The following is a 26,524-nucleotide window of genomic DNA, read 5'->3' as shown; positions in this document are numbered from 1 at the left end:
TCAGAGTCCCCAGCTCACGTACTTCGTGTTCGTGTATTCGTCCATCACGTACCTGCCGCCCTCGCGGCCGAAGCCCGAGTGCTTGACGCCGCCGAAGGGCGCCTGCGCGGTCGAGGGTGCGGCATCGTTGGCCCCCACGATGCCGTACTCGAGCGCCTCGGCCACGCGGATAAGCCGCGAGGCGTTGCCCGTGAAGAAGTAGGCCGCCAGGCCGAAGGGCGAGTCGTTGGCGGCGGCGATGGCCTCGTCCTCCTTGGCGAAGCGGGCTACCGGCGCAACGGGGCCGAAGGTCTCCTCGGTGGCGCACAGCATCTCGCTGGTCATGCCGTCCAGCAGGGTGGGCGCATAGAAGCGATCGGCGAGGCCGTCGACGCGGACCTTGTGCCCCCCCACGCGGACGGTGGCACCCTTGTCGTTGGCGTCGGCCACGTGCGTCTCCACCTTCTCGACGGCGCCGTCGTTGATGAGCGGGCCGATGTTGACGCCGTCCTGCAGACCCTCGCCGACCTCGAGGGACTCGATGGCCTCGGCGAAGCCCTTCATAAAGGCGTCGTAGACGCCGTTCTGCACGTAGAAGCGGTTAGCGCAGATGCAGGTCTGCCCCGCGTTGCGGAACTTGCAGGCCACCGCGGCACTGACGGCCTTGTCCACGTCGGCGTCATCGAACACCAGGAAGGGCGCGTGCCCACCCAGCTCCATCGACAGCCGCAGCAGGTTCTCGGCCGACTGCTCCATCAGCGTGCGGCCGACCTCGGTGGAGCCCGTGAAGCTCAGCTTGCGAACGCGGCTGTCGGAGAAGATCGCCTTGCCGATCTTCCTGGGGTCGCCCGTCAGGATGTTGACCACGCCGGGCGGGATGCCGGCCTCGAGCGCCAGCTCGCCGATGGCCAGGGCGCTCAGCGGGGTGTCCTCGGCGGGCTTGATGACCGTGGTGCAGCCGCAGGCGAGCGCGGGGCCCAGCTTGCGGGTGATCATCGCGGCGGGGAAGTTCCAGGGCGTGATGATCGCCGCCACGCCCACGGGCTGCCTGAGCACGAGGATCCGCTTGTCGGCAGCGGACGCGGGCACGATGTCGCCGTAGAGCCGGCGGCCCTCGCCCGCGGCCCACTCGAGGAAGCTGGCGGCGTAGGCGATCTCGCCGCGGGACTCGCCCAGCGGCTTGCCCTGCTCGGTGGTCATCAGCGTCGCGAGGCGGTCGGCATCCCGGTGCATCAACTCGGCCAGCCGAGCGATCTTCTCGCACCGATCGGACGCGGCCAGGCCCGCCCAGGGTTCGAACGCGCCGTGGGCCGCATCGATCGCTCGGCGGGCATCATCCTCGCCACCATCGGGTACGTCGGCGATGTGGGAATCGGTGGCGGGATTGGTGACCGCGAACGTCGCACCGCCGTCGGCATCCGTCCACTGGCCATCGATGAGGTTCCGGGTCTGGATCTGGTCTTGTATGAGCGTCACGCGAAACGCTAGCCGCCCGGCCGGGCGTCTTCAGCATGGGGCGCCGCGGTCCCTTGCTGGAGGTTTGCAGGATTCTCGGATGCAAGGAATGCTGGACGCCCCCGACACAATGGAGGGCTACCCCGAGGGGAGACCCGACCAAGTCCGTAACCACGATGGAGGGCGTGGCACCGACCGAATCGGCCAAGCCACCCAGGATTCAGCCACGCATGATTCAGCTAGGCCTGGCTCAGCCAGGCATGGTCCAGCCAGAAGGAAGACAGATGCTCCGCACCGCCGCCTGCTTGTCGCTCCTCGCCGCCGCCGCCACCGCGTCGGCCCAGGGCAGCACCGCCACCTACCGCCTGACCTTCGACGCCGAGTGGTCAAGTGCGACCCACCCCAGCGCCTTCCCCCCCGACCCCCACTTCTCCGGGCTGATCGGGGGCACCCACAACGATGGCGTGCAGCTCTGGGAGGCCGGCCAGCTCGCCACCCCCGGCATCGAACTCATGGCCGAGACCGGCAGCAAGGTTCGGCTGGTGACCGAGGTCAACGGCTACATCGCCGATGGCACGGCCCAGACGCTGATCTCCGGGGGCGGCATTCCCCTCTCGCCCGGGAGCGTGTCGGTCACCTTCGAGACCTCCAGCGACTTCCCGCTGCTCAGCGTGGTGACCATGATCGCCCCGAGTCCCGACTGGTTCGTGGGGACCCAGAGCCTGTCGCTCCGTGACGGCGCCGGGTGGATCGACGAGATCATCTTCGATCTGTGGCCGTACGACTCGGGCACCGACTCGGGTGCGAGCTACCGCTCGAGGGATGTCGACACGGTCCCGCCCGAGCCCATCCGCCGTCTCGTGGGCGAGTTCCCGTTCACCGATGCGCCGAGGATCGGCACCTACACGCTCGAGCTGCTCTCCGTGGAGTGTGCCGCCGACATGGATAGCGACGGCACGCTGACCATCTTCGACTTCCTGATGTTCCAGAACGCCTTCGATGCGGGCGATATCGCCGCCGACTTCGACGGCGACGGGGCGCTCACGCTGTTCGATTTCCTGGCGTTCCAGAACGCCTTCGACGCCGGCTGCTGAACGCGGCGAGACACGAAGCCGCGGGCGAAGCTAGCCCGCGAGGCATCAGCCAAGTTCAGTCTTTGGATGGATCTTTGAACAAACTCTAAACCTTTCAGAGGTATGAGTTTACGCAATTCTGGCCATGGATTTCTCCGGCTCGTGCGGTAGGCTTGGTGCAAGGCCCGGCCAATCGCGCGAACCAATCGCGTTCGCGGCGAACCCCGTCCTCCGAGGCAGAGATGCGGGCCGGACTCGTGATCGACCGCACGCAGCACCACCGGAGACTCCATCCATGCACGCCGCGACCGCAACCGCCGCCATCCTCGGACTCGCCGCCGCCGCCTCGGCCCAGCCGTGGCTCGGCTCGGCGACCTACCGCCTCGAGTTCCAGGCCGACTGGTCGGCCGCCACGCACCCGACGGCCTTCCCGCCCCGGCCGCACTTCTCGGGTCTCGTCGGCGCGGTCCATAACGAGGACGGCGTGCTGTGGGAAGCCGGCGCGCTGGCGAGCGACGGCATGGAGTCGATGGCCGAGACCGGCAGCAAGACGCTGCTGATCGGCGAGGTCAACGACCTGATCGACGCGGGCGACGCGCTGTCGGTGATCTCCGGTGGCGGCATCCCGCTCTCGCCCGGCTCGGTGACGGTCGAGTTCGAGGTCCGGCAGGACTTTCCGCTGGTCACCGTCGTCTCGATGATCGCCCCGAGCCCCGACTGGTTCGTGGGCACCCGGAGCCTCTCGCTGCGTCAGCTCGGGACCTGGGTCGAGACGCTCGAGTTCGACCTGCGGCCCTACGACTCCGGCACCGATTCGGGCCCCAGCTACACCAGCCCCAACATGGACACGGTGCCGCCCGAGCCGATCCGCTTGATTGCCAGCGAATTCCCGTTCACCGGCACGCCGGCACTCGGCCGCTTCGTGCTCACGCGGACCTCGACCCGTTGCCCGGCCGATTATGGCGGCGACGGCCTCCTGACGATCTTCGACTTCCTCGAGTTCCTCAACGACTTCGACGCCCGAGACCCCATGGCCGACTTCGACGGCGATGGCGAGTTCACGATCTTCGATTTTCTCGCATTCCAGAACGCCTTCCAGATCGGCTGCTAATCGCGACTGCGTGATGACTCCCGATTTGCAGCGCATGCTTTAGTCGTTGCAACATGCAGACATACGGATCCACCTCGAACGCCGCGCTCGTCGCGGTGTTTTGCGATTGGATTGCTAGCTCCGATACCACGCGGCTTTTCTCGAGGCTCGCGGCGTTTTTGACGCGCACGCCCGACCTTTGCGGGTAGGCTATTCCCTGCGAGGAGTGCATGAGTTCCCTCCGTCTCGGGGAGGCCATGCACCCAACACGAAGCCAACTCGCGCCTTGCACACCTCGGCTGTACGCCAGTTCCGGCGTGGCTTCTGCCTGTCGTACATCGACGGTTTCGCCCCGCCGAAGCGGGGATCCTTCGCACCGACGCGCGACGCAGGTCGCTGCGCCGTGTCGCATCCACATCACTGGAGAATATTGAGATGCAACTAGAGAAGATCGAGAAACGACTCTCCGTTCTGGCGATGCTCGCCGCTGCGGGCACGGCATTCGGTCAGGGCACCGTGCTGTTCGATTCCTCGTCGGCGACCTCGGGCCGCACCGTGCTCCAGGACGCCGCCGCCGCCGCCGGCGTCGTCGTTGACACATTCATCCTGGACGACTTCGTCGCCCTCGATGCGGCCGCGGCCGACCCGACGACCACGGCACTCATCATCGACAACAACTGCTGCTTCTTCGGTGCGGGCTACGCCGCCGCCCTCCAGGATCGCATCGACGACGGCGCCAAGGTCCACCAGACCTTCTGGAACACCGACGCCGACCCGGCTATCCAGGCCGCGATGGGCATCTCGGCAACCGTCGACTTCTTCGCCCCCCGCGAGGTGCACGACAACGCCGGCCACCCATCGTGGGCGGGGGCCGCCAGCCCCGTGATGGTTGATAGCGACGGCTTCTGGGCCGACAACGGCGACGAGCTCACGCCCGGAGGCGGCGCCACCGTCGTATCCACGCACGACAGCCCGGTCGGTCCGGGCGCCACGGTTGTCGCCAACGGCGACCGCACGCTGGCCAACGGCTTCGACTACGACAGCCTCGTCGAGCCCCAGGTCGTCGAGCTGGTGACCTCGCAGCTCCGCTGGCTGTGCAGTTCGCCCTGCCTGGACTGGACCAACTTCTCATTCGGTGATGTCGGCGACGTCGTCACGTTCCCGCTCGACGTGTCCGAGGGCTGCCAGATCTTCAAGATCACCGACAGCTTCCTCTCGGGCGATCGCTTCGACGTCCGGATCTCGCAGGGCGGCTCAACCGTGGCGCAGTTCTCGTGCAGCGATCCCACTGTCGTCGGCGACTCCACGGGCGACTTCGACGAGGCCTTCGGCGACCTGCGCTGGTCCAGTGGATCTGTGCTGCTTGCCCCGGGCTCCTACCGCGTCGAGGTCCGCGTGACCGCATCGCCCTTCGGCAGCGGTGGCGCCGGCTACCGCTTGTGCGAGGGGGATGGCGACAAGCGCATCCTGGTCTACGACGAGAACACCGTGAACGGGTACGCGGCCGAGGCGGCCGACTTCCTGGGCGCGGCGACCGTCGTCGGCGAGTCGGGCTTCAATGCGGCCCTGCTGAGCGGTGTGTGGGATGTCGTCCTGCTCGACATGCCCAGCACACTGCTGACCGACTTTGGCCCCTTCATCAACTACGTCGACGAGGGCGGCGCCGCCGTCGTATCGACCTGGGGCGATGACGGCTTCGGTGGATGGCAGAGCCTGCTCGCGCCACTGGGCGCCTCGAGCGGCGAGAGCTTCTCGCACCAGGCCACGCCCGATGTCACCTCGACCCGGACGCCCTGCGCCGACCAGGTGTTCGCCGGCATCCCGCTGCCCGCGGGCGGGTTCGTCGGGCCGTGGGGCAGCGACGGCTGCCGCGCAACCCTCGCGGTGGGCTCCGAGGGCCTCGCCCAGCTCGGCGGCGCCGGCCGCCCGGTCATGTGGATCTCCAACGCCCGCCGCACGATCGGCTCGTTCCTCATCGACGAGTGGCCCGTGCGTCCCGAGGCGGTCCGCCTGTGGGGCAACATGATCCGCAAGGTGTGCGATGGCGGCGATCCCTGCGGCTTCGGCGACTGCCGCGCCGACATCGACGGCGACGGCGTGCTCACCATCTTCGACTTCCTTGGGTACCAGAACCTCTTCGCCTCCGGCGACCTCTGCGCCGACTTCGACGGCGACGGCATGCTCACCCTCTTCGACTTCCTGGCGTTCCAGAACGAGTTCGCACTGGGATGCCCGTAACCAGATTCGAGCGGCGATCCGTATAGCCCGTCTCTGAGTGGCCCGGGGCGCTGGACACAGCGCCCCGGGCTGTTTCTACCGATCCAAGATCAGCTGCGTCCACACCAGGTGCGTTGCCCCACCTGCTGCTGCTGGTTGCCGTTGCTGCCCCCGCCGTCTTGCGTGATAATCGGATCCCGCCACCGCTCGGCGATCCGACGCGAGCCATCATAATACTGGGTTTCGGTCCGCCACTCATCGCCGTCCCCGGGTACGGTGACTGCCAACCAATCAGCCACCCCAGCGCGTCGTAGGCGAATACCGCCACGACGTCGCCGAACAACGGGCCCACGCCCTCCATCTCGCCGTCGGCGTCGAACACGAACGGCGACGCCGGGTCCTCCTCGACTCCCTGCACCAAACGCTGCCACGCCTCGTAGCGGTACCAGCAGTCCCCGTCGAATACGAGATTGCCCGACGCGTCGTACACCAAGCCGTCGACGAGCCGTCCACCGTCCGCGTCGAGATCTTGTTGAACGCGCCCGCCGTGTGCGTGATGTCGCGCGCCGGCACCCGTGATCGACAATCCCGGCGACGCATCGTCGCCCGTCCAGTTGCCCACCGCATCCAGCGTGCGCGACGAGTGGTACTGCGTCGTCCCCGATCCGTCCCGCCAATGGTGGCTGGAGCAGATCGCCCGTCGCGTCGCTGTACGCGTAGGCCACGCGATCGGCCGGCCGCACAGCTCCGCCGTCGAACGGCGGCGGCATCGGCGCCGACGAACCCTCGTCGCCGCAGATCACCTAGGTCTCGATCCACCTTCCTTGGTCGTCGTAGCGGTGGATGAACTGCACGCCGCGGGCATCCCTGCGGCCCGCCAGCGAATCATCGAAGTAGTACGAGTACTCAGTAGCTCGCCAGATCCGTGGGATCCTCGTCACCTGGGAAGCGGATCTCGCGGATCCACTGGTTGTTCCCGCTCATCACATCGAGCACGGGCGTCGCCGAAGCAAAGTCCGGCTTGACAATGTCGGCCCCGTAGATGACCTCGGTGACCTGGTAGCCATCGAGTGTGGTGAACTCGTCCTCCGAGTATGCGTTCCGCGTCGCGGCGTGCGACGCCTGCAGCAGGCCCACGAGGCGAAGGCGGACCGCCTCGTATTCGCAGAACGGGGCACGCTCGGCGTCCTACATCCCACCGCTGACGTCCAGGGTGACGCCCTCCTGCGCGAGAACCACGTTGCCCCAGCCGTCGTAGCGAGACCGCGTCACGGTGCGATCGGGGTGGAGCACGTATTCCTGGTTGCCGGCCTCGTCGTAGGCGTACGCCGTGATCGGGGCGTGGGCGTAGTCGGTCGAGGCCGAGGGTGCGAATTGCCAGGCGGCGTTCTCGAGCTTCGCAGGTGGTTCGCTCGGAGGCGAGTTCCAGGCCGGCGAGCGAACGGCCGGATTCGCGAACGCCTCGTAGATCGTCCGTGCCGTGCCACCACCCGGCGCATCCGACCCGAGCTGCTGGCCCTCGTGGTCGCAAAACATCCGCGTCGCCAGGGAGCCCACGACGCCTGGCTGGTCGAGGTCGTACTCGCGGACCTCCTCGACCTCGCCCCGCGTTGTAGATCGTCTCGGCCAGCCGACGGAGATCGCCGGCCGGCAGCGGGTAGAAGTCTACCGCATCCGTGGGATGCCGCGACGGCACGACGCCGCCGATGGGCTCGAAGTCGCCGGGTACGCCGGCGCCGTCGAGGACCGCGTTGGCATCGGTAGACGCTCCCGCGACAACCCCGATGTGGTCGACGATCTCCGCAAAGTACAGTGATTGCATGGCCGAGCCGATGTAGTCGGGCTTGCACTCGCCGCCAGCACCGTCGCGTGCAGCGCGCAGCGACAGGCGTACGCGCTCGCGTTCTCGACCGGCGGCTCGCCGCACGATCCGTCCTCATGAGACCGAATCCGCGTGACCGCCGCCACGAACCTCGGCGTGATCGATCCGTCCGCAGCCTCCGCTCCGACCAGGTCTTGCCCGTAAACCCGCTGGGGAACACCTCGATGTTCTCACGGAACAGATCGCTCGCGTCGGCGTACACGTATTGCACTCCGTTGAGTGCGAGATCGTCGGCCACTCCTTTGACACATCCCCAACAAGCGGCTCGTGATGCGGCTGCAGCACCGGCACGCGCAAGTCCAGTTCGCCCTGACCCTGCCGTGCAAGTGCCGCACACGCAATACATAAGATGCATGCAACGCCGCCGATGACCAAGGCAACACCTTCTTTCCCTGAAGCCCGACCGCATCTTATTGACGACTCACGTGCGCAGCACGACACGGCATTTGCGCCCAAGGAGAAGCCGTAAACCGAGCACGGGATCCGTCGACGAATGCTCTACCTGCAAGTCCTGCATCCGCCAGATGCAGGGTCGGCCACCCCCGTGCATAATGGCTGCTAGCCAGAAAGCGGCGATCGCCGGAGCACGCACTCCGACAACCAATATCGGTCCGTTCTAAAAACAGATACTGCAGAAAAATCCTGCCGCGGCGATGCCTATCGACACGTAATACCGGCTCGGGCTTCCCCGGTCGAGTGGGATTCAGCACCAAAGAAGAATGGGCCCGGAGGGACTCGAACCCTCACTCCCGTTTCCGGGAAGCGGATTTTAAGTCCGCCGCGTCTGCCAGTTCCGCCACGGGCCCAGATGCCGAGATCTCGCGTAGAGACCTCGGGTAGAGACTAGTAGCATTGGTCGCCCGCGTCTCCTGCGGGACGAACGCGAGAGGCCTCGCCGGGTCGTGGGATTCAATAGGCCAGCGCCGGATGTCCGCCCACCCAGGCATTCTCCCCCAGTTCGCGCAGCATGAACTCCGCGGCGTGCTCCCGCGAGATCTTCCAGCCCCCCTCCGGATTCAAGCCCTCACGCACCCGATAGGGCTCGCCGATCCGATGCGCGACGAACATCGATGGGCGGACGATCGTCCAATCCAGATCGCACGCCTCGATGACCTTCTCTGCATCCGCCATGTTGGCATACAGCTTCTTGAGGATAATCGGCTTCACGAAGGCGCGGAAGAAGAGCGGAAACGTCGGATCTGTCTCGTGACCCGATGACGTCACCACCAGCAGCCGGCGGAGCCCGGCCATCTTCATTCCCTCGGCGATGGCCGCAAAGGCTCGCGTGTACAACCCCTGGGGATCGGTGCCCTTCGGACCAAGGCACGACACGACCGCCGACGCCCCGGCGAGCACGGAGGCGATCGCGTTTGGATCGTCGATGGCGGCCCGAGACGACTCGACGAGCGGATCATCGGCGAAGCGGCCGAGCCGGGCGGCGTCTCGGACGACGGCCCGCACCGGCGTGCCCGCCAGACGAGCCCGTTCGAGGAAGGCGAGGCCGGTGCGGCCCGTCGCTCCGAAGACCACCACCGGAGATCCTTGTTCTGCCAGCATGTCCGTGTTCCTTTCATGGCCAGGCTTGTCATAGCGAGGCTTGATTCGATGCCCGGTCCGTGAGCCGGGCTCATACTACTTGTTTAAACAACAATAACACCCCGCTGGTCGCCGCCGGCCGCGGTCGCCCGGCATCGGGACATCTGCAGAGACTACCTAGGGAAGCCCGCAGGCCCGCGTTCCCGCGCTCGAGAACGGCGTCCCCTAGTACACCTCGTCCGCCGCACGCCGGGCTCGGCTCGCCAGCACCCGCATCCGCTCGGCGTCGGTGTAGTGGTAGATGCCCAGCACCTCCCGATCGGGCCCCACCAGGATCAGGTGCTCGGGGTGGCGGACGTTGGCGATCTGGCCGCCGCTTGGCAGGCTGATCATCCGCGTCTCGTCGAGGCCGATCTCGAAGTCCAGCCCGTCCCTGACGACGCCCTGGACGACCTCGAAGTCACCCGTCAGGAATCGCCAGTTGGCTCGATCCGCACCGACGCGATCGGCGTAGGCGCGGAGCACCTCGGGCGTGTCGTTTGCTGGATCCACGCTGATGCTCAGCAGCCGCACGCCCGTGCCGTCGAGCCGCTGCTGCAGACCGATCATCTGGCCGGTCATGCCCGGGCACGCGAACGGGCAGTTCGTGAAGATGAACGCCAGCACCGTCACCTCGCCCTCCAGGACCGATTGGTCGGTCGGCTGCCCGTCCTGGTCCACCATGGCGAACTCGGGCACAACGTAGCCCGGCACCTCGGGCTCGAGCGGTCCGAGTTCGGCCACCGGCGCCGCAGCCGGGCCCGATGCCGGCCAGGTCACCAGCATCGCGATGAGGGCCACAAGGACGACCGCGACGAGCGCGATCGCGATCAAGAGAACCTTCTGCACGCCTAGCTCCTCCGCCGCATCACCAGGGCCGCCAGCAGCACGGCCACTGCTGCAAACGCCAGCGACGCGAGCAGGGCGCCGCCATCAACTCCGCCGTCGAGGCCCGTCCGCGTGGCCCGCTGGCACCACGCGATCGGATTCGCGCCCGCCACGATACGCATCCAGGCGCTGGAGCCGTCCACCGGGAAGACCGATCCGCTCAGCAGCCACATGGGCATGAACACGAGATTCATGATGCCGTGGAATCCCGCCGTCGAATCCACGAACCACGCCGCCGCCAGCCCCAGCCCGGTGATGCCGAACGACAGGAACGCAAGGCCGGTAGCGATCGAGAGCACCCCCACCGCCGACAGGTCGGCGCCCAGAAGCGGTGCGCCGGCGAGCAGCACCACCGCCTGCGCAAAGCCCGTCGCGCCGCCGCCCAGCAGCTTGCCCCACACCACGGACCACCGCGGCGCCGGGCTCGCGAGGACGGCCTGCAGCAGCCCCGAGTGGCGGTCCTCGATGAGCGAGATCGACGCGAAGACCGCATTGAACAGCACGACGAGCGACGCCATCCCGGGAAGCAAGTACAGCGCGAACGACTCACCCGGAACCGCGTCGCTCCGCAGGCCATTGGCGAAGCCACCTGCGAACAGCAACCACACCATCACCGGCGTCGCGATCGCAACCGCGATCCGCAGCGGCTGGCGAACCACACGGAGCAGCTCGCGCATCGCCAACGCCCGCGTCGCATGGAGGCCCTTACCCATGCGTTGCCCCCGCGGGAGCGACCGCATCCAGGCGGCCCTGCGCCATTGCCAGGTACGCATCCGCGAGCGTCGGCCGACCGACGAAGAACGGCACCGCGTCGCCGGCAAGCTCCCGGGCGATCTCGGCCAACGCCTCGTCGCCGTCGACCTGCGCCACCCACGAGCCGTCCGCTCGCTCGCGGAATCGCTCGTCGGGAGTCCAATCCGCCTCGGCCGGCACACGCACCAACGCGCCGCCCGACACCGAGCGCGTCAGCTCATCGGGCGTGCCCGACGCGACCACCCGGCCGGCCGCGATCATCGCGACGCGATCCAGCCGCTCGGCATCGGTCATCAGGTGGGTCGTCATCAGCACCGCCGTCCGAGGGCGATCCTCCCGCATGCGATCGAGGGCCTCGTGGAGCGCCCGCCGCGCGGGCAGATCGAGCCCAACCGTGGGCTCGTCGAGCAACAGCAGATCCGGCTCGCACAGCGTCGCCCGCACGAACTCGACGCGCCGCGCCAGGCCGCCCGAGAGCGACGACACCCGATCATCGATGCGATCGGCCAGCCCGTGCGCCCCGCACGCGGACTCGATGCGATCGCGCGCCGAGCCCAGGCCGAACAGCACCGCTTGCAGCCGCAAGTTCTCGCGGACCGTCAGCAGCGGGTCGAGCGCGGGCCGCTGGAAGACGACGCCAAGCCGCAGGTTGGCCGGCCGCTCGATGGTTCCGGCATCCAGCGGCTGCGTGCCCGCGAGCGCCCGCAGCAACGTGGTCTTGCCCGATCCGTTGGCCCCGAGCAGCGCGACGTGCTCGCCCGCGTCGACGTCCAGGTCCAGGCCATCGAGGGCGCGGATCGACCGGCGGCGACCGCCCAGTGTCACGGTGGCGCCACGAATCTGGATCAGGGCCACGCGCTAACCACCCAGCAGGGCGGCGACGCCGGCATCGAGCACGACGGCGGCCAGCAGCACCGGCAGGTGGATGATCGACGCAAAGAATAGCCGACGCGCACTCGCGGTCGTCCGCGTGCGGGCCAGCCCGATCGCCATCGCCGCGAACACCGCGCTCGTGCCGAGCGCCACCGGCACGCTCACCCAGCCGACCATCTCCGCCGAGAAGAACGCCGGGGAGACCGACACCGGGATGAGCAACCCCGCGAACGCGAGCATCGCCGCCGACGTGAATCGGCCCGAGGGATCCAGCACGGGCAGCACGCGGTAGCCACCCGCCGCGTAGTCCGCGCGGTACATCCACGCGATGGCCAGGAAGTGCGGGATCTGCCAGACGAACATGATCGCGAAGAGCGTCCACGGCACCGGGTTGGCCAGGCCACTCCAGTGCGGGTCCGCGCACGCCCAGCCGATGACCGGAGGCATGGCGCCCGGGACGGCGCCGATCCACGTGCTCGTCCAGGTCATCGGCTTGCTCGGCGTATAGAGCAGCAAGTAGCTCAGGATGGTAAAGGCGATCAGGGCCGCCGGCACGACGCCGCACGCGACCGCGGCGCAGCCGACGCCCAGCACCGAAAGCACGCAGCCCATCGCGGCCACCTGCGGCGGCGTCGCACGGCCCGACGGCAGCGGCCGTCGGGCCGTCCGCGGCATCCGCGCATCACGCACATGCTCCATCCACTGGTTGAGCGCATTCGCACCCGCCGCCGCCAGCCCCGTGCCCACCGTCGCGGCGAGCGCGCCGAGCACCAGCCGGCGGGCATCCATCGGGAGCGCTAGCGCCGCCAGACCGAACCCGAGTGCGCTCGTGATGGTCACCAGCCGCGTAATGCCAGGCTTGGTCGCCTCGTAGAGCGCCCCCGCCGCGATCGACCCGGACACCGAGTCCCGGGCCACCGTGCTCGCCATGCCGTATGAACCTGACACGCCGACGTGCTCTCCGAACATAGGAACCCTGGAAGCACGGGCCCCTGTCGCACAAGACTTCTGGCAGACGAGAATCGTTCTCGCCGCACAGGACAATGCTAACCAGCTAGCGACCCCCGGGCACCGCGACGTCAACCCAGACAGGGAAATGATCGCTCGGGAATCCCGTGCTGCCACCCCGGGCTGGCGGCATGTTGGTCCACACCCCCGACCGCAGCAACTCGAGCCCCTGGCTCGGCAGCACGTAGTCCACGCGGAGGCCGAACCGCGCCGTGTCGTCGGCGTCCAGGCCCTCGATCGCCGAGTCCATACGGGGAGCGGCGGCCGCCGCCACCCGCGGATGGGCCAGCAGCCGCTCGATCGCCCCGCCGACGGCGGCCCCTTCATCGGGGTCGGCGTTCAGGTCGCCCAGCATGACGAAATGCCGCCCGGGCTCCAGCCCGCCGGTGCGGCCGCGATCGTCGGCGATCCACGAGCGATGGTCGAGATAGTCCTCCCAGAAGCGGATCTCGTCGTGGTTGCGCGCCCTGTTGCGGCCCTCGGGCCCGTCGAAGGCCGGCGGCGTCGGATGGCTGCACAGCAGGTGCACGACCGACCCGTTGGGCAGCCGCACCGGCACGTCCCAATGACTCTTGGAACTCAGCCGCATCGCGTCCCAGACGGCGTCGTCGTGCCAGGGTGCTCCGTCCTCGTGCGGACGCCGGGCGTCGGGCATCGCGCTCCAGGGCAGCAAGCGGAACGTGCGGATCTGGTCCTCGAGCACCTCGAGCCGCTCATCGACCAGCAACGCCATGCCGTACTGGCCCGGAAAGGTCCCAAAACCCCAGGCATCGTTGCCGTACGCACGGCCGGCCTCGGTCTGCCCGACGACCGCACCGCTCGAACCGGCCTCGCGGGGCGGCGGGTAGCTCGTCACCGCTTCGCCGCTCTTGTCGAGGTCCAGGCCGCTGGCCATGCCGGTGTTGGTCGGCAGCATGATCGCCCGGTAGCGCAGCGGCGCCAGGCCCTCGGCCTGCGGCACCCCGAGATACCGCCGAGCGAATCGCCCGCCGTTGCCGCCGGGCGATTCGTCCGCCGGCGTGCCCGGAACGCCCGAAGCGTCGTACGCGATCTCGTTGATCAGCACGATCGTCGGCCGCAGCCGCTGGAGCACCTCGGCCAGCCGCCGCACCCGCGGCTGGTCGCCCGAGAGCAGATCGGTCGTACGCACGTCCTCGACGTTGAACGTCGCCACGCGCAGCGCGACCTCGCCGTCCCCGGGCTGCCGGGCCGTAGCCACGGACGCAAGCACCGCCAGGGCGAGGGTGACCGACGCGAGCGTGGACCAGTCCGGCGAGCGGTGGCGTTCCATGGCCCGAGCGTATCGGCTCGATGGTCCGGGGCGGGGCAACTACCGGCCGGCCGTCGGCGATCCTGGACGCATGCCTCGGTCTACTATTTGGTCCAAGCGGCAGGACGGGAGCCGGCTGCGATGACGCTCCGGGAGCGGGTCCAGGGGACTCTGCACCGAAGCCGAGGCGCAGGCAGGGGTTGCCGGCGGGGATGCGAGCCATCGCCGACCGGGGATCCAGCTCCGAACGCCACGCGGCACCATCGCCCGCGTGCGCCATGCGTTGCCCCGTGCCACCGCAGAGCATCCGCCGGACGGTCCGGCGGGGGACGAGCGGATTTGAGCGGGAGCACACCGGCGACACGAGGCGACCACCAGCACCGGCCAGATCCGGCACCGGCCAGATCGGCCACACTGCCCGATGGTGTAATGGCAGCACATCAGTTTTTGGTACTGAGAGTCCAGGTTCGAGTCCTGGTCGGGTAGCTTCGCCCCTCGTTCGCACGGTGGACCCGCTCCGAGCACCCCGGAGGCGGCATGCCAGCGTCGGCTGACTCACGGCCCTGCGCCATCATCCTCGCCGCCGGCAAGGGCACGCGGATGAACTCCGACCTGCCCAAGGTGGTCCACCCCGTGGGCGACCAGCCGATGGTCCGCATCGTTGCCGAGGCGTGCGTCGCCGTCGGTTGCGAGCCAGTCATCGCCGTCGTGGGCCATGGTCGAGAGCACGTCGAGTCGGCGCTCGAGGGCCTGGATCCGCCCGCCCACTTCGCGCTCCAGGCCGAGCAGCTGGGCACGGGACACGCGGTGCTGGCGGCCGAAGCGGAGCTGGCCGGCATCGACCACGACCGGGACGTGCTGGTGCTGTGCGGCGACGGGCCGCTCATCCGCGACCAGACGCTCCGCACGCTGCTGGCGACCCATCGCGAGCACGCCGCGGCCGCCACGCTGGCAACCTCCACGGTCGATGACCCCGACGGCTACGGCCGGATCGTCCGGGGCCCGAGCGGCCGCTTCGAGCGGATCGTCGAGCAGAAGAACGCAACCGCCGACGAGCTGGACATCCGGGAGATCAACCCCAGCTACTACTGCTTCAAGCTGGGAGCGTTGCTGGACGCGCTCCGCCGCATCGAGCGGAACCCAAAGACCGGCGAGTACTACCTGACCGACGTGCCCGCGCTGCTGCAGGGGGACGGCCTGGCGGTCGAGGTCGTCGATGCCGTGCCGCCCGAGGACGTGCTGAGCATCAACACGCCCGAGCAGCTCGCCGCGGTGGATCGCATCTATCGCGCCCGCACCCGCCAAGGAGCACCGACATGAAGGGCGACGCCGACTCGATGAAGATCTTCGCGGGCCGCAACAGCATCGCGCTGGCCGAGCACGTGTGCGCCCACCTTGATCTGCCGCTGGGCGAGGCCCGCACGAGCATCTTCCCAGACGGTGAGCTGTTCGTAAAGCTCGACGAGGACGTCCGCGGCCGCGACTGCTTCGTGATCCTGTCGACCGGGCAGCCGGTCAACGACAACATGATGGAGCTGTTCATCTTCATCGACTGCCTCCGCCGCGCGTCGGCCAAGCGGATCACGCTCGTGATTCCTTATTACGGCTACGGCCGCCAGGACCGCAAGGACGAGGGTCGCGTGCCCATCACCGCCAAGCTGGTGGCCAACCTGATCGACGCCGCGGGCGCGGACCGCGTGCTGGCCGTCGACCTGCACGCCGCGCAGATCCAGGGCTTCTTCGACCTGCCGATGGACCACCTGTCGGCCACGCCGGTCTTCCTGGACTACTTCCGCGACCATCGCGACCAGCTGGGCGACCTGTGCCTGGTGAGCCCAGACGTCGGCAACGTCAAGGTGGCCGAGGCGCTCCAGAATCTGCTCAACGCCGATCTTGCGATCATCAACAAGCGGCGCCTGGGCGGCAGCGAGGTCGTGACCGACACGCTCATCGGCTCGGTCGACGGCAAGAACGTGCTGATGTTCGATGACATGATCTCGACCGCCGGCACGGTGTGCGAGGCCGCCCGCTTCGTGAAGGAGCAGGGCGCCACCGATGTGCTGGTCGCCGCCACGCACCCGATCCTGGTCGGCCCCGCGATCGGGCGGCTCATGGAGTCGCCGATCTCCAAGGTCATCGTGACCAACACCATCCCGCTAACGCCCGAAGCCCTGCGGCTGGGCGATCGCCTGGTCGAGCTGAACCTCGGCCCGCTGCTGGGCGACGCGATCCACAACATCCACCACGACCAGTCCGTCAGCGCCCTGCTGCGCGACGCGGCCGGCGCCAAGAGGTAACACCCCGGGCTGCGCCCCGGACGAGGAGTCCCGCGATGCACGAAGACGCCCCCACCCTAACCGCCAAGAAGCGCGACCGCGTCGGCAGCCGGTACGCCCAGCGGGTCCGCCAGCGCGGCGGGCTGCCCGCGATCGTCTACGGCCACGGCGAGGAGCCCGTCGCCATCGAGCTGGACGCCCACGAGGCCCGGCTGCACTTCGACAAGGGCGAGCGCGTGTTCAGCATCGCCGTGGAGGGTGCCGAGGGCGGGCTCATCCTGCTGCAGGACCTCCAGTTCGACTACCTGGGCACGGAGGTCGTGCACGCCGACTTCCGCCGCGTGGACCTCTCCGAGCGGGTCGACGTGACTGTGCCGCTGGAGTTCGTCGGCAACGCCAAGGGCCTCAAGACCGCCGGCGCGATCCTGGTGCACCCGGTCAACGACATCGAGCTCGAGTGCGCGGTGACCAACCTGCCCGAGGTGATCGAGGTCGACGTCTCGCACCTGGACGTGGGCGACCACCTTACCGCGGGCGAGGTCACGCTGCCCAAGGAGACCATGAAGCTGCGGACGCCGCCCGAGACGACGATCGCGCTCATCACCGTGAAGGCCGAGACCGAGGACGAGGGCTCCGCCGAGGGCGAGACCGTCGAGGCGTCGACCCAGCCCGAGGTGCTCACCGAGAAGAAGAAGGAGGAGGGCGACGAATAGCCCCCCTGCGGGCCCCGCTCCACCCATGAAGCTCATCGTCGGTCTTGGCAACCCGGGCAGCGACTACCACAACACCCGCCACAACGCGGGATACATGGTGCTCGACGAGCTCGCGAGGCGGCATGCGCCGGGCGAGCGCGCCCAGGGCAAGTTCCACGCCGCCGTGCTCGAGGCCCGCATGGCCGGCGAGAAGGTGCTGCTCGCCAAGCCGACGACCTTCATGAATCGCTCGGGCCTGACCGTGGGCGAGGCCGTTCGGTTCTTCAAGCTCCAGCCGGCCGACGACCTGCTCATCGTTGTGGACGACATCGCGCTACCCCTGGGCGCGATCCGGCTGCGGGCTAGGGGCGGCGGCGGCGGCCACAACGGCTTGGCCGACGTCGAGCGGGCCGTCGGCGGCCCCCACTACGCCCGCCTCCGCGTGGGCGTGGACAACAAGCCCGCCGGCTCCAGCCAGGTCGGCTACGTGCTGGGCCGATTCACGGTCGAGCAACTCGAGGCCATTCGCCCGGGCATCGAGAAGGCCGCCGACGCCGCCGAACGCTGGGCGGCCGAGGGCATCGACGCCGCCATGAACGCCTTCAACGCACCACCCGAACCCAAGCAGCCCAGGAAGGCCGCGGGCGACGCGAATCGCCACGCGAATAGAGATCCCAAGAACCACGAATCCAGTCCGGAGGATCCGACCCCTCGCTCGGCGAGCGGGGCGGCCGGCCCCGGTGATCAATCCCATGGCGACGGCGGCACCCAGCCGGGTTCGCGTGCACTCGCCGGTCACCCACAGCCGGAACACCCGGCGAAGGACAGCTAATGCCCCCAGAGCGCACCAACACGTACGAGGCCATGTTCCTCGTCGGCCAGGCGACCGCGGCCGACCTCGGCGGCGTCGTCTCGCACATCGATGACCTGCTGGCCCGCGCCGGCGCCACGCTCATCTCGATGGCCAAGTGGGACGAGCGGCGGCTCGCCTACGAGATCGACAAGCAGAAGCGCGGCCTGTACATCCTGGCCTACTTCGAGGCGCCGGCGCAGAACATCGCCCAGCTCGACCGCGAGTGCCAGCTCTCCGAGACCATCATGCGCGTGATGTTCACCCGCGCCGACCATCTGACGGCCGAGGAGATCCAGTCCAAGGACGGCCGCGATGCGCTGCTGAGCGAGGCCAAGCTCCGCGCCGAGAAGGCCGGCGAGGAAGAAAAGGCCCAGGACACCTCGGTCCGCCTCGGCCGACCCGTCGAGGACAAGCCCGCCGAGAAGCCCGCCGAGAAGCCCGCCGACGCGACCGAGGGCGGCGAGGCCAAGGGCGAGGCCAAGAGCGAAGGAAGCGCTGCCGCCGAGACCCAGACCCCGGCCGAGCCCGCCCAGGCCTAAAGCCGAGTCTTGGGTCTCGTCGTCCAGCGGCGTGCGTCCTCCGGGGGCGCCACCGCGCCGCCGCACTCGGGGCACACCCCGCGGAGCAGCCCCTCCGTGGGGTAGCCGCAGCCGGAACACGCGCCCGGCGGCGGTAGCGGTGCGTCCTGGCCGAAGACGAAGCCCGCGGCGACCGCGGTCGCGCCGCAGAACCCCACAAGCAGCGTGAAACGCGATCCGCCGCCCAGCAGATTGTCCAGAAGGGCGCCCACCAGGACCGCCAGCACGCACGTGCCCAGGACGCAGAGCAGCTGCACCCGCCAATCGAGGGCCATGGGCAAGGGTACGAGGCGGGCCCTAGAACATCCCGCGCCCTAGCCTGCCCGCGGAACACGCCACGCACGCCCCGGACGCACGGGGATATTGGAGGCTCTCATGGCCGGCAGCTTCAACCGAGTCTTCCTCATGGGCAACCTGACGCGGGACCCCGAAGTCCGGCACACGCCGCAGAACACCGCGGTCGCCAACATCGGGCTTGCGGTCAACCGCCGCTACCGCACCCAGTCGGGCGAGAACCGCGAGGAGACGACCTTCGTGGACTGCGAGGCCTGGGGCCGCAGCGCCGAGGTGATGGCCCAGTACCTCAAGAAGGGCCGGCCGGTGTTCGTCGAGGGCCGCCTCAAGCTCGACCAGTGGCAGGACCAGCAGGGCAACAACCGCAGCAAGCTGAAGGTCGTGATCGAGAACTTCCAGTTCGTCGACAGCCGCGAGGGCGGGGGCGGTGGAGGCGGGGGTGACTACTCGAGCGCCTCGAGTGGCGGCGGCCAGCAGGGCAACTACGACGCCCAGCCCGTGCCGCCCGACGACGACATTCCGTTCTAGAGACCACAAACGCCCGCGATCGTGTTGTCAGTTGCCTGGCCCCGTCTGGTCGTCTTCGGTCGTCGGGTCGTCTTCGGTCGTCGTGACCTCGCCGGTTGGAGGCCTCTCGAAGTACTTTTGCCAGGCCGACTCTCCGCCTTCGAGCACGTTCTCCAGCTGCTCGCCCACCTGTGTCACGGCGTCGATCGAGCCCTTGATGGAGTACGAGAACGCGTACTCGTTGGCGAGCCGGAGCACCAATTGGACGGCCAGGCCGCCGGGTTCTGCCTTGTCGATCTCCTGATCGATCTGCTCGGCAAGCTTGCGGCGGTACACCGCCGACGCCCGGCGGAGCGCGGCGTACTCGTCAACGTCGAGTTGATCGGTGGCGCCAGTCACAAACGTGTCGATCGCTAGTCCCGACCCGGCTATGGCGGCACCGAGGGGCGGCGACACGAACGACGTGCCGATGCCGGCGCCGACGAGCGCGCCGGCAGCATCGTTCGAGGAACGGTAGAACTCCAGGAACGCAACCAGCCGCCTCCAATACACTTCGCCGTTCCAATCGGCGGCGGTCAGGAGAAGGGCCGCAATCTTGCGGAGCTTCCTCCGGAAGTCGCGTGTCTGGTCATCGGGTGGTGCGTCGGACCGCACGCCGAGGCTCGGATACCGCAACAGGTTGTATACATCGATGACCATGTAGACTTCACGCTTCGACCAGTCGCCACCCTCGTCGCGTTCATTGAGGAAGTCCTCCGTCAGCGCACCGCGAACGCCGGCCTCCCGGTAGCCGATGCGAACCAGCGGGCTCCGCTGGCCTCTTCGGTCGTCCGCCCCGTCTTGCCGCCGGTCGGCGGGCTCTTGCGTTCCGCCGGCGTCGGTTTGCGGCTCGTCGGCACCCGGTTGCTGCTCTTCGGAACCGCCTTGTTCGTTGCCAGTGCCGCCCGAGTCCAAAACGATGAACAGATCCGGATCGAGAGGCTCACCCTGCTTGCCGATGGCCGCCGGACCAAAGGCCCCCATTACGGGGATGAACCCGAGCGATCTGCGTGCCGGACCACAACCGGACACCACGACCCCAATCGCCAGCAGGGCGACCCACCCGCACGCAACACTTGATGAAGACCTCCGCGACATACCCGCCTACCTCCCACAAGGACCGACCTAATCTAGCTCCAGTCTAACATGAGTCGACGGTAGCGATTGTCGCTGACAGTGCGATACTGGAAACTCTCGTTGTTACTTCATGCGATGTCAGACATCGGCCGCCATGGCACCCCTGGATCTAGTGGCCATCTGCCGCCTATCCTTCCGGCTCACATCCGAACCCAGACGCTGGGGTCCCGGTCTTGTCCGGGGCTCCTCAACTTCGGCTCCTCGCCAGGGGCCAGTTGGCCCCGAAGTAGGGCCAGGAAGGACAGCGACATGGCACGCGATCTCAATCTGCTGCTGGTCGAGAACGTCGACAACCTCGGCATCGTCGGGGACGTGGTCAAGGTGCGGGCGGGCTACGCCCGCAACTTCCTGCTGCCCCGCGGGCTGGCCACCGAGCCGGACGAGAAGCTCATCGCCGACCTGGCCGAGAAGCGGAAGGTGGCCGAGAAGGAGGTCGCCCAGCTCCGATCGCAGCGTGAGGAGATGGCCGGCAAGCTGGACGGCCAGGAGATCACGATGGTCCGCGCCTGCAACGACCAGGGCGTGCTCTATGGCGCGGTCACGCAGCAGGACATCGCCAGCGCCCTCCAGACCCTCGGGTTCGACGTGAAGCCCCGCGAGGTGCGGCTGCCCTTCGCGATGAAGCGGATCGACAACTACGACGTGCTGCTCAAGTTCGCCAGCGACCTGGAGAGCCATATCCGCGTGTTCGTCGAGCCCGATCGCACCATCGACGACGACGAGCGCGAGGAGATGGAGTTCGACAACGAGGGCAACCTCATCGAGAAGACCGAAGCCAAGCCCGAGCCGCCCGCCGCGGCTGCCGAAGGGCAGGCGGCGGGCGAAACGCCTACGCCCGCGGCCAAGTAAGGCCAGCGAACGCCCAGCCCATTCAGACGACCGTTGACTCAAGGATGCGTGTCCACCAGCAAGACAGCCGGTGGACACGCGTTTCGTTGGTCGTCGCCTAGCGCCGCCGGCTGGTGATCTCGATGCCCGGCTCCCAGGTGGCCACGAGCTTATCGCCCGCCACCATCGCCACCACGTTGACCCGGGTGCTCACGCGATAGACCAGGCGGACGTCCTGCGTCGCCTTGCTCGTGCTCACGTTGAAGGGCAGCGCCCCTAGCCGGGCGATCGGCTGGCCTGGCGTGAAGCCGATGTAGGTGTACTGGTCCTCCTGGCAGGTATAGCCCACGGGCGGATAGACCTGGCCCCGGTCGTCGACCAGCACCGGGGCGGCATCACCCGAGACCTCCTGGAAGACCCGGCCGTTGAGCGCGAGCGGCGAATCGCGGCCGACGTCGACCTGCACCGTGCGGATGTCGGTGGGTTCGGCGAAGCCGACGACGCGGAGATTGGGCTCGACGAAAGCCGACTGCAGCGAGGACGTTAGGAACTGCGATACGCCGCCCACGACCACGTAGCCGCCGCGCCGGGAATCGAGCTGCTCGACCTCGAGGCCCTGCTCCTGGCCCTTCTTGAGCGTCGTGCGGCGGCCCGCGAAGGCGTTCTGCAAGTACACGTGGTAGTCGGCCGGCTGGAGGACCTGCCGGCCCCGCGTGGTCGCCAGCTCGACCGAGTAGGAATCATCCAGCTCGGCCAGGTTGATCGCCGCGAGGCCCAGCGTGCCGACCGCATTGTCGCGCTGCACCGGGCTGTCGTACTCGGCCCCGGGCTCCCCGGAGAGCTGCTGCCGCGCACCGCGGAAGTAGATCGCGATGGGGTGGAAGCCCGGCTCGACGGCGAACTCGAACACCATGACGGGCTCGCCGCTGCCGCCCACCGAGGCAATGAACAGCTCGTCACTGTCGTATCGGAAGCGCACCAGCGACGGATCGTCGCCCTCGGCCTGTGAGATGACGGCCGAGGGGTGGTACGCCCGGGTCGCACCGGTCGCCTTGTTCTCGGTGACCAGCCGCACCTGTGAGTTGCCCACGACGACCTTGGCGCCCGCGCTGATCTCGCGGGCCGAAGGATCCATCTTCAGCACTACGCCGGCGAGGTAGCCCCGCGAGATTTCGCGGCCGTCGAGCCCGATGACCCGCTGCTGGGTATCCCGCCAGCGATCGGTCATGAGCTGCGTAATGGGCCCACCCGTTTCGGCATTGCCGAGCGAGTACCAGCGGACGACCTCGAACTCGTCGGGCCTCGAGGCGTTGCGGCTCTTGCCGTCGTAGGTGATCCGCATCGCCGACCCGAGTTCGTGGAAGTCGGGGTGCCAGCGGGCCAGCGGCTGGGAGGTCGCCAGCGACCCACGCGAGGCCCACTCGTATAGGGAGGCCGTCCACTCGTCGACGTAGGGGCGGATGGGCGAGGTGTTGCGGACCAGGCTGCCGCGGGCGCCACTGCCCTCCTCGGTGTACACCAGCGTCTGCGTCGGCGTGCCGGGGCCGAATCGCATCATGCCCAGCGACAGCGTCAGGATGCCCATCGTGACGATCGCGGTCGCCAGGCCGCACACGCCCGCACCGACGTACTCCACGGTGTCGTTGAACTTGAGGTTGGCGGGCACCGCCTTGTCCACGAGGGCCCGCAGCACCGCGAGCGACGCCGCGAAGCTGACGCCCAGCGAGATGCCGTGGGCGGTATCGCGGAGGATGGTCCCGATGCCACGCTCGGGGGCCTGCGTCAGCAGCAGCACCGTCAGGGGCTCGTACACCGCGAACGCAACCGCACCGGCTGCCAGCACGCACAGCAGGTGCAGGAACGCACTAAAGAAGCCGCGGATGACCCATACCCAGGTGAAGATCAGCACGCCTACGAGTGCGATTGCGGTTCCCAACATGGCTCGAATCCTCCGCGGAGGGGTCCTGGGGGCACCAGGACGGGCGATCGACGCACGTCCCGTCTCGTGATACTTGTTCAGGCGGGGGCCGGCGCCGGTTTCGCCGCTTGCGGCTTCTTGGCCGGAACCGTCACGCGAACCACCTCGTCCACGTCGGTCACGCCCTCCACCAGCCGGGCGATGGCGGCCTGCTGGATGGTCGGCAGCCCCTGCTTGCGGAAGGCCGCCCCCAGCTGCTGCAGCTCGTTGCGTTCGATCAGCCCCCGCTCCTCATCGCCGATGCGGAACACCTCGAAGACGCCGATCTGTCCGACGTACCCCGTGCCGCCGCTCTCGGGGCAGGGCACCACCTTCTTGTTGACCTCGACCATCTCGCGATGGCGGTAGAGCGTGCCGACCTTATCCGCCGAGAGCCCCAGCTTCTTAAGCATGTCGGGGCTTGGGACGTAAGCTTCGCGGCTGGTTTCGGCCAGCCGGCGGACGAGCTTGCCCGCCAGGACGCCCTTGAGCGAGGCGGCGGCCGCCGCCGGGTCGCCGACGACCTGCACGTACTTGGCCACCGCCACCACCGCGGAATCCGCGGCAAGGCTCGCATAGACGCGGGTGGTCTGCGTGTCGCCGCGGGCGATCTCGTTGGCGGTGCCCTCGTCGAGCAGCTCCGCGACGCCGACCACATCCGGGTCGCGGCGGATGATCGACCGCAGCATCGTGCCGTGGTCGGCCGCGTCGGCGGTCGGGCTCCAGACGTTCTGGCGGATGCCCTCCAGTGTGTCCTGCGGCTCCAGCTCAAGCGTCTGGATGTTGGAGGTGTACGCGTCGTGCAGCTTGAGGGCCGTGTAGAGCTGGGTCGTGCGGCCCATGCCCCGCGGCGCCGCCAGCAGCACCACGCCCGAGCCCTCCCCGGCGAGCTCCTCCATGAGCTGCATCTGCATGGGCAGCAAGCCCAGATTCTCCGGCGTGCGGCGGACCGACTTGGCGGGGTCCACCACGATGGTCATCTTCAGGCCCTGCTGCCCGCCGCTCGTAATCACCCGCAGGTGGTGCCGGTCGCCGTCCCGCGAGACGTCGGGCTCGCCGACCTGGCGCCGCCGCTCGCCCGCCTCCAGCCCCGACGCCGTCTGCCAGAACGCGATGACCCGCATCGCCTCGGCGGGCGCCATCGGCTCGCCCACCACGGTCCGCACGCCGTCCACGGTGTGTGCGACCGCGTAGCCCTTGTCGCCCGCCGGCAGCAGTTCGATCTTCTGCGCCCGGGCCGACACGCCATCGATGTACACCTTCTCGGCCGTCGTGCGGACGACGAACTCGGGCGTTTCCTGCTCGGGCGGCTGCAGAGTGACGCCGTCGGGCTTGACGATCGCCAGCTCCACTCGGCCGGCCTTGCGGGCCTCCTTGGCGACCTTGCGCTCGGCGGCCCACTGGCTGATGTTCAGCGTGATGCGATGCTCCTCGGGCACACGCTCGTCGGAGTTGGCCTTCTGCACGTAGACCAGTGGCGGCACCGCCAGCAGCAGCACGGCGACCGGCCAGGCCACGAAGAAGCCCCAGATCGAGTGCACCGGGTTGGCCAGGATCACCGCGATCGCGAGCAGGCCCGTGACCATGTACGCCAGGTTCCACTGCTCCCGTGGGAGGTAGAAGCGAGCGGCGTGCTTGTCGGCGACCGTCGAGATGAACCACGCCCACCCGGCAAAGGTCGCCACGACGAGCAGCGCCTTCCACCAGGACACCAGCACGAACGGCGTGGTCTCGGCGAGGAGGACGGCCGGCGCGGCCGCGTTGAGCAGGCTTGTTGCATCCACGAGCTGCGTTCCTTATTCACGCACCGAAGGCGGTCGGCCGGTCGATCGCCCGGCCACCGGTCATCGCTTCGACGACGCCCCGCCGAACTTCTTGAGCCGCATCGACAGGTCGTCCTTGTTGGGGCTCGCCTCCATCGCGATCCGCTGGTGGATGTACTCCTCCTCGATCAGCTTCACCAGCCACGCGTTGAAGTCCACCATGCCCTGCTGCTGCGCCTCGATGGAATTCAGGTACTCGCGCAGCTCGCCCTCGCGCTCCTCGAGGATGTGCTTCTGCACCACGGCATCGTTGATGAGGATCTCGATGCCCGGAATCCGCGGGATGTTCTCGTGCAGCGTCGGCAGCAGCTTCTGGTAGACGAACGCACGCATCTGGTAGGCCAGCATCCGGCGGATCTGCTCGACCTCCTCGGTCTCGAAGAGGCCGTAGATGCGGCTGAAGGTCTGCGTGGTGCTCGACGCGTGGATGGTGCCGTACACGAGGTGGCCGGTCTCGGCGGCGTTGAGGGCCGCCTCGAAGGTGTCCTTGTCGCGCATCTCGCCGATGAGCACGACGTCGGGATTCTCGCGGACGAGGGCCTTCAGCGCGATCTTGAAGTCCAGCACGTCGATGCCGATCTCGCGCTGGTTGATGGTCGCCTTGTCATCATTGAAGATGTACTCGATCGGATCCTCGATCGTGAGGATGTGCACGGGCTTGCGCTCGTTCACGTACTGGATCATTGACGCGATCGTCGTGCTCTTGCCCGAGCCGGTCACGCCCGAGAGCAGCACCAGGCCCTGCGGCTGCATGGCGATCTTGGCCATCGAGTCGGGCAGGTGCAGCTTCTCGAAGGGCAGGATGTTGCTGGTGATCAGCCGGGCCGCCACCGAGATGCGACCGCGGGCCTGGAACAGGTTGACGCGGAAGCGGGCGTCGTCGCTGTAGTCGTACGCGAAATCGACGTGGCCGTAGTGCTGCAGGTCCTTCTTCTGCTCGTCGTCGAGGATGTGCTCGATAACCTGGTGCCACTCGTCCATGGTCACCGGCGCGGTGTCCAGGGGCTTGAGCGCACCACGCATCCGCAGCTTGGGCGGCTGATCGGTCTTGATGATCAGGTCCGAGGCGGCAAACTTCACGCACGCCTTCAGGAATTCGCCGAAGCGCGTCGCGTGCGGATCGTGGTCCTTGCCGTCGAGGCCCGGCACGGGCGACACGTGCTCCTCAACCTCGGTCCTGCCGTTGACTGACGTTTCTGTACCGCTCATGCCGCTTTGCTCCCACCGCCACGCGGCCGCATACGTCCGGCTGGGCCGGGTTCGAGAAGCCGACGCGTCACCCCGCCGCGCTGGCGGCAAATGTAGCCTCGCCGGACCGTTTACGCGTTCCGTGCATCGATCGCTTCGCGGCCATTCGGCCGCGAGCCGCAACCCCCAGACTGTTCGACCCGGCCGAGGCCGGAGTTCCCGCTCGGACCCGGGCGGCACCGCCCTCGGCGGGCAAAGAATGGGCCGCCGGCCGAGATCCCGCGAGCGC

The 26,524-nt window shown here is 68.3% G+C and carries 25 protein-coding genes and 2 tRNA genes; 11 read left to right on the top strand and 16 right to left on the bottom strand.

The genetic code is table 11. The features are described from left to right. Complete coding sequence (locus tag AAFX79_01535) at positions 1-1,455, bottom strand: NAD-dependent succinate-semialdehyde dehydrogenase (protein ID MEO1007229.1); 1,455 nt, start codon at positions 1,453-1,455, stop codon at positions 1-3. Between the two features lie 263 nt (positions 1,456-1,718). Between AAFX79_01535 and AAFX79_01530 the strand changes: the two genes are divergently transcribed. From AAFX79_01530 to AAFX79_01520, 3 genes are all read left to right on the top strand, one after another. Continuing rightward, positions 1,719-2,528, top strand: coding sequence for a spondin domain-containing protein (locus AAFX79_01530; GenBank protein ID MEO1007228.1), 810 nt, complete (start codon positions 1,719-1,721; stop codon positions 2,526-2,528). Between the two features lie 274 nt (positions 2,529-2,802). After that, positions 2,803-3,618: a spondin domain-containing protein gene (locus AAFX79_01525; protein MEO1007227.1), complete on the top strand. Its 816-nt coding sequence runs from the start codon at positions 2,803-2,805 to the stop codon at positions 3,616-3,618. Between the two features lie 414 nt (positions 3,619-4,032). After that, a complete protein-coding gene (locus AAFX79_01520) occupies positions 4,033-5,835 on the top strand; it encodes a GC-type dockerin domain-anchored protein (GenBank protein MEO1007226.1) in 1,803 nt (600 codons plus the stop codon). Positions 5,836-6,617: 782 nt separating this feature from the next. On the opposite strand, the gene AAFX79_01515 is transcribed toward AAFX79_01520, so the two are convergent. The 10 genes from AAFX79_01515 to AAFX79_01470 all read right to left on the bottom strand — a co-directional run bounded on the left by AAFX79_01515 (position 6,618) and on the right by AAFX79_01470 (position 14,084). After that, the gene (locus AAFX79_01515) at positions 6,618-6,755 is read right to left on the bottom strand and encodes a hypothetical protein (protein MEO1007225.1); all 138 of its coding nucleotides are present in this window, start codon (positions 6,753-6,755) and stop codon (positions 6,618-6,620) included. Continuing rightward, a complete protein-coding gene (locus tag AAFX79_01510) occupies positions 6,721-6,951 on the bottom strand; it encodes a hypothetical protein (protein MEO1007224.1) in 231 nt (76 codons plus the stop codon). The genes AAFX79_01515 and AAFX79_01510 overlap by 35 nt, the downstream gene beginning before the upstream one ends. Positions 6,952-7,002: 51 nt before the next feature. Next, entirely contained in the window at positions 7,003-7,350 is a 348-nt protein-coding gene (locus AAFX79_01505) for a hypothetical protein (protein ID MEO1007223.1), read from the bottom strand. Between the two features lie 1,066 nt (positions 7,351-8,416). Next, a tRNA-Leu gene (locus AAFX79_01500) sits at positions 8,417-8,502 on the bottom strand. Positions 8,503-8,605: 103 nt separating this feature from the next. Next, positions 8,606-9,253 (bottom strand): NAD(P)H-binding protein, encoded by a 648-nt coding sequence (locus tag AAFX79_01495; GenBank protein ID MEO1007222.1) that lies wholly within the window; start codon positions 9,251-9,253, stop codon positions 8,606-8,608. 204 nt (positions 9,254-9,457) lie between these two features. Then, a complete protein-coding gene (locus tag AAFX79_01490; protein ID MEO1007221.1) occupies positions 9,458-10,120 on the bottom strand; it encodes an SCO family protein in 663 nt (220 codons plus the stop codon). 2 nt (positions 10,121-10,122) lie between these two features. Next, positions 10,123-10,872: an ABC transporter permease gene (locus AAFX79_01485; GenBank protein ID MEO1007220.1), complete on the bottom strand. Its 750-nt coding sequence runs from the start codon at positions 10,870-10,872 to the stop codon at positions 10,123-10,125. Continuing rightward, positions 10,865-11,767 carry an ABC transporter ATP-binding protein gene (locus tag AAFX79_01480; protein MEO1007219.1) on the bottom strand — a complete coding sequence of 301 codons (903 nt, stop codon included), beginning with the start codon at positions 11,765-11,767 and terminating at the stop codon, positions 10,865-10,867. The genes AAFX79_01485 and AAFX79_01480 overlap by 8 nt, the downstream gene beginning before the upstream one ends. A 3-nt stretch (positions 11,768-11,770) precedes the next feature. Next, positions 11,771-12,715 carry a heme o synthase gene (gene cyoE / locus AAFX79_01475; protein MEO1007218.1) on the bottom strand — a complete coding sequence of 315 codons (945 nt, stop codon included), beginning with the start codon at positions 12,713-12,715 and terminating at the stop codon, positions 11,771-11,773. 124 nt (positions 12,716-12,839) lie between these two features. Beyond that, positions 12,840-14,084, bottom strand: coding sequence for an endonuclease/exonuclease/phosphatase family protein (locus tag AAFX79_01470; GenBank protein ID MEO1007217.1), 1,245 nt, complete (start codon positions 14,082-14,084; stop codon positions 12,840-12,842). Between the two features lie 394 nt (positions 14,085-14,478). Here AAFX79_01470 and AAFX79_01465 point away from each other — a divergent pair. From AAFX79_01465 to rpsF, 6 genes are all read left to right on the top strand, one after another. Continuing rightward, positions 14,479-14,549, top strand: a tRNA-Gln gene (locus AAFX79_01465). A 51-nt stretch (positions 14,550-14,600) separates the two neighbouring features. Next, positions 14,601-15,383: an NTP transferase domain-containing protein gene (locus AAFX79_01460; GenBank protein MEO1007216.1), complete on the top strand. Its 783-nt coding sequence runs from the start codon at positions 14,601-14,603 to the stop codon at positions 15,381-15,383. Continuing rightward, entirely contained in the window at positions 15,380-16,360 is a 981-nt protein-coding gene (locus AAFX79_01455) for a ribose-phosphate pyrophosphokinase (protein MEO1007215.1), read from the top strand. The genes AAFX79_01460 and AAFX79_01455 overlap by 4 nt, the downstream gene beginning before the upstream one ends. 35 nt (positions 16,361-16,395) lie before the next feature. Next, positions 16,396-17,052 carry a 50S ribosomal protein L25 gene (locus AAFX79_01450; protein ID MEO1007214.1) on the top strand — a complete coding sequence of 219 codons (657 nt, stop codon included), beginning with the start codon at positions 16,396-16,398 and terminating at the stop codon, positions 17,050-17,052. 25 nt (positions 17,053-17,077) lie between these two features. Beyond that, positions 17,078-17,863: an aminoacyl-tRNA hydrolase gene (pth, locus tag AAFX79_01445; GenBank protein MEO1007213.1), complete on the top strand. Its 786-nt coding sequence runs from the start codon at positions 17,078-17,080 to the stop codon at positions 17,861-17,863. After that, a complete protein-coding gene (rpsF, locus tag AAFX79_01440) occupies positions 17,863-18,423 on the top strand; it encodes a 30S ribosomal protein S6 (protein MEO1007212.1) in 561 nt (186 codons plus the stop codon). The genes pth and rpsF overlap by 1 nt, the downstream gene beginning before the upstream one ends. Here rpsF and AAFX79_01435 read toward each other — a convergent pair. After that, positions 18,420-18,737, bottom strand: coding sequence for a hypothetical protein (locus AAFX79_01435; GenBank protein ID MEO1007211.1), 318 nt, complete (start codon positions 18,735-18,737; stop codon positions 18,420-18,422). The genes rpsF and AAFX79_01435 overlap by 4 nt on opposite strands. A gap of 100 nt (positions 18,738-18,837) precedes the next feature. Here AAFX79_01435 and ssb point away from each other — a divergent pair, with 100 nt between their 5' ends. Next, positions 18,838-19,284, top strand: coding sequence for a single-stranded DNA-binding protein (gene ssb, locus AAFX79_01430; GenBank protein MEO1007210.1), 447 nt, complete (start codon positions 18,838-18,840; stop codon positions 19,282-19,284). Positions 19,285-19,311: 27 nt separating this feature from the next. On the opposite strand, the gene AAFX79_01425 is transcribed toward ssb, so the two are convergent. Next, positions 19,312-20,286 (bottom strand): hypothetical protein, encoded by a 975-nt coding sequence (locus tag AAFX79_01425; GenBank protein MEO1007209.1) that lies wholly within the window; start codon positions 20,284-20,286, stop codon positions 19,312-19,314. A gap of 402 nt (positions 20,287-20,688) precedes the next feature. Here AAFX79_01425 and rplI point away from each other — a divergent pair, with 402 nt between their 5' ends. Further along, positions 20,689-21,288: a 50S ribosomal protein L9 gene (gene rplI, locus AAFX79_01420; GenBank protein ID MEO1007208.1), complete on the top strand. Its 600-nt coding sequence runs from the start codon at positions 20,689-20,691 to the stop codon at positions 21,286-21,288. Positions 21,289-21,385: 97 nt separating this feature from the next. Here rplI and AAFX79_01415 read toward each other — a convergent pair whose 3' ends face one another. From AAFX79_01415 to AAFX79_01405, 3 genes are all read right to left on the bottom strand, one after another. After that, positions 21,386-23,206: a hypothetical protein gene (locus tag AAFX79_01415; GenBank protein ID MEO1007207.1), complete on the bottom strand. Its 1,821-nt coding sequence runs from the start codon at positions 23,204-23,206 to the stop codon at positions 21,386-21,388. A gap of 77 nt (positions 23,207-23,283) precedes the next feature. Then, the gene (locus AAFX79_01410; protein ID MEO1007206.1) at positions 23,284-25,008 is read right to left on the bottom strand and encodes an ATPase, T2SS/T4P/T4SS family; all 1,725 of its coding nucleotides are present in this window, start codon (positions 25,006-25,008) and stop codon (positions 23,284-23,286) included. 60 nt (positions 25,009-25,068) lie between these two features. Further along, positions 25,069-26,256 carry a PilT/PilU family type 4a pilus ATPase gene (locus AAFX79_01405; protein ID MEO1007205.1) on the bottom strand — a complete coding sequence of 396 codons (1,188 nt, stop codon included), beginning with the start codon at positions 26,254-26,256 and terminating at the stop codon, positions 25,069-25,071. Positions 26,257-26,524 lie beyond the last annotated feature (268 nt).

This window comes from Planctomycetota bacterium, from assembly GCA_039819165.1.
Taxonomy (GTDB): Bacteria; Planctomycetota; Phycisphaerae; order Phycisphaerales; family UBA1924; genus JAHCJI01.
This window is presented reverse-complemented; position numbering and strand designations above follow the sequence as displayed.

Coding starts and splice junctions, on each gene's coding strand:
- AAFX79_01505 (MEO1007223.1), bottom strand. CDS start 7,350: ATGTTTTGCGACCACGAGGGCCAGCAGCTCGGGTCGGATGCGCCGGGT.
- ssb (MEO1007210.1), top strand. CDS start 18,838: ATGGCCGGCAGCTTCAACCGAGTCTTCCTCATGGGCAACCTGACGCGG.
- AAFX79_01485 (MEO1007220.1), bottom strand. CDS start 10,872: ATGGGTAAGGGCCTCCATGCGACGCGGGCGTTGGCGATGCGCGAGCTG.
- AAFX79_01455 (MEO1007215.1), top strand. CDS start 15,380: ATGAAGGGCGACGCCGACTCGATGAAGATCTTCGCGGGCCGCAACAGC.
- AAFX79_01470 (MEO1007217.1), bottom strand. CDS start 14,084: ATGGAACGCCACCGCTCGCCGGACTGGTCCACGCTCGCGTCGGTCACC.
- AAFX79_01525 (MEO1007227.1), top strand. CDS start 2,803: ATGCACGCCGCGACCGCAACCGCCGCCATCCTCGGACTCGCCGCCGCC.
- AAFX79_01425 (MEO1007209.1), bottom strand. CDS start 20,286: ATGGGGGCCTTTGGTCCGGCGGCCATCGGCAAGCAGGGTGAGCCTCTC.
- AAFX79_01495 (MEO1007222.1), bottom strand. CDS start 9,253: ATGCTGGCAGAACAAGGATCTCCGGTGGTGGTCTTCGGAGCGACGGGC.
- cyoE (MEO1007218.1), bottom strand. CDS start 12,715: ATGGCGAGCACGGTGGCCCGGGACTCGGTGTCCGGGTCGATCGCGGCG.
- rplI (MEO1007208.1), top strand. CDS start 20,689: ATGGCACGCGATCTCAATCTGCTGCTGGTCGAGAACGTCGACAACCTC.
- AAFX79_01530 (MEO1007228.1), top strand. CDS start 1,719: ATGCTCCGCACCGCCGCCTGCTTGTCGCTCCTCGCCGCCGCCGCCACC.
- AAFX79_01415 (MEO1007207.1), bottom strand. CDS start 23,206: ATGTTGGGAACCGCAATCGCACTCGTAGGCGTGCTGATCTTCACCTGG.
- AAFX79_01520 (MEO1007226.1), top strand. CDS start 4,033: ATGCAACTAGAGAAGATCGAGAAACGACTCTCCGTTCTGGCGATGCTC.
- pth (MEO1007213.1), top strand. CDS start 17,078: ATGAAGCTCATCGTCGGTCTTGGCAACCCGGGCAGCGACTACCACAAC.
- AAFX79_01405 (MEO1007205.1), bottom strand. CDS start 26,256: ATGAGCGGTACAGAAACGTCAGTCAACGGCAGGACCGAGGTTGAGGAG.
- rpsF (MEO1007212.1), top strand. CDS start 17,863: ATGCCCCCAGAGCGCACCAACACGTACGAGGCCATGTTCCTCGTCGGC.
- AAFX79_01435 (MEO1007211.1), bottom strand. CDS start 18,737: ATGGCCCTCGATTGGCGGGTGCAGCTGCTCTGCGTCCTGGGCACGTGC.
- AAFX79_01450 (MEO1007214.1), top strand. CDS start 16,396: ATGCACGAAGACGCCCCCACCCTAACCGCCAAGAAGCGCGACCGCGTC.
- AAFX79_01460 (MEO1007216.1), top strand. CDS start 14,601: ATGCCAGCGTCGGCTGACTCACGGCCCTGCGCCATCATCCTCGCCGCC.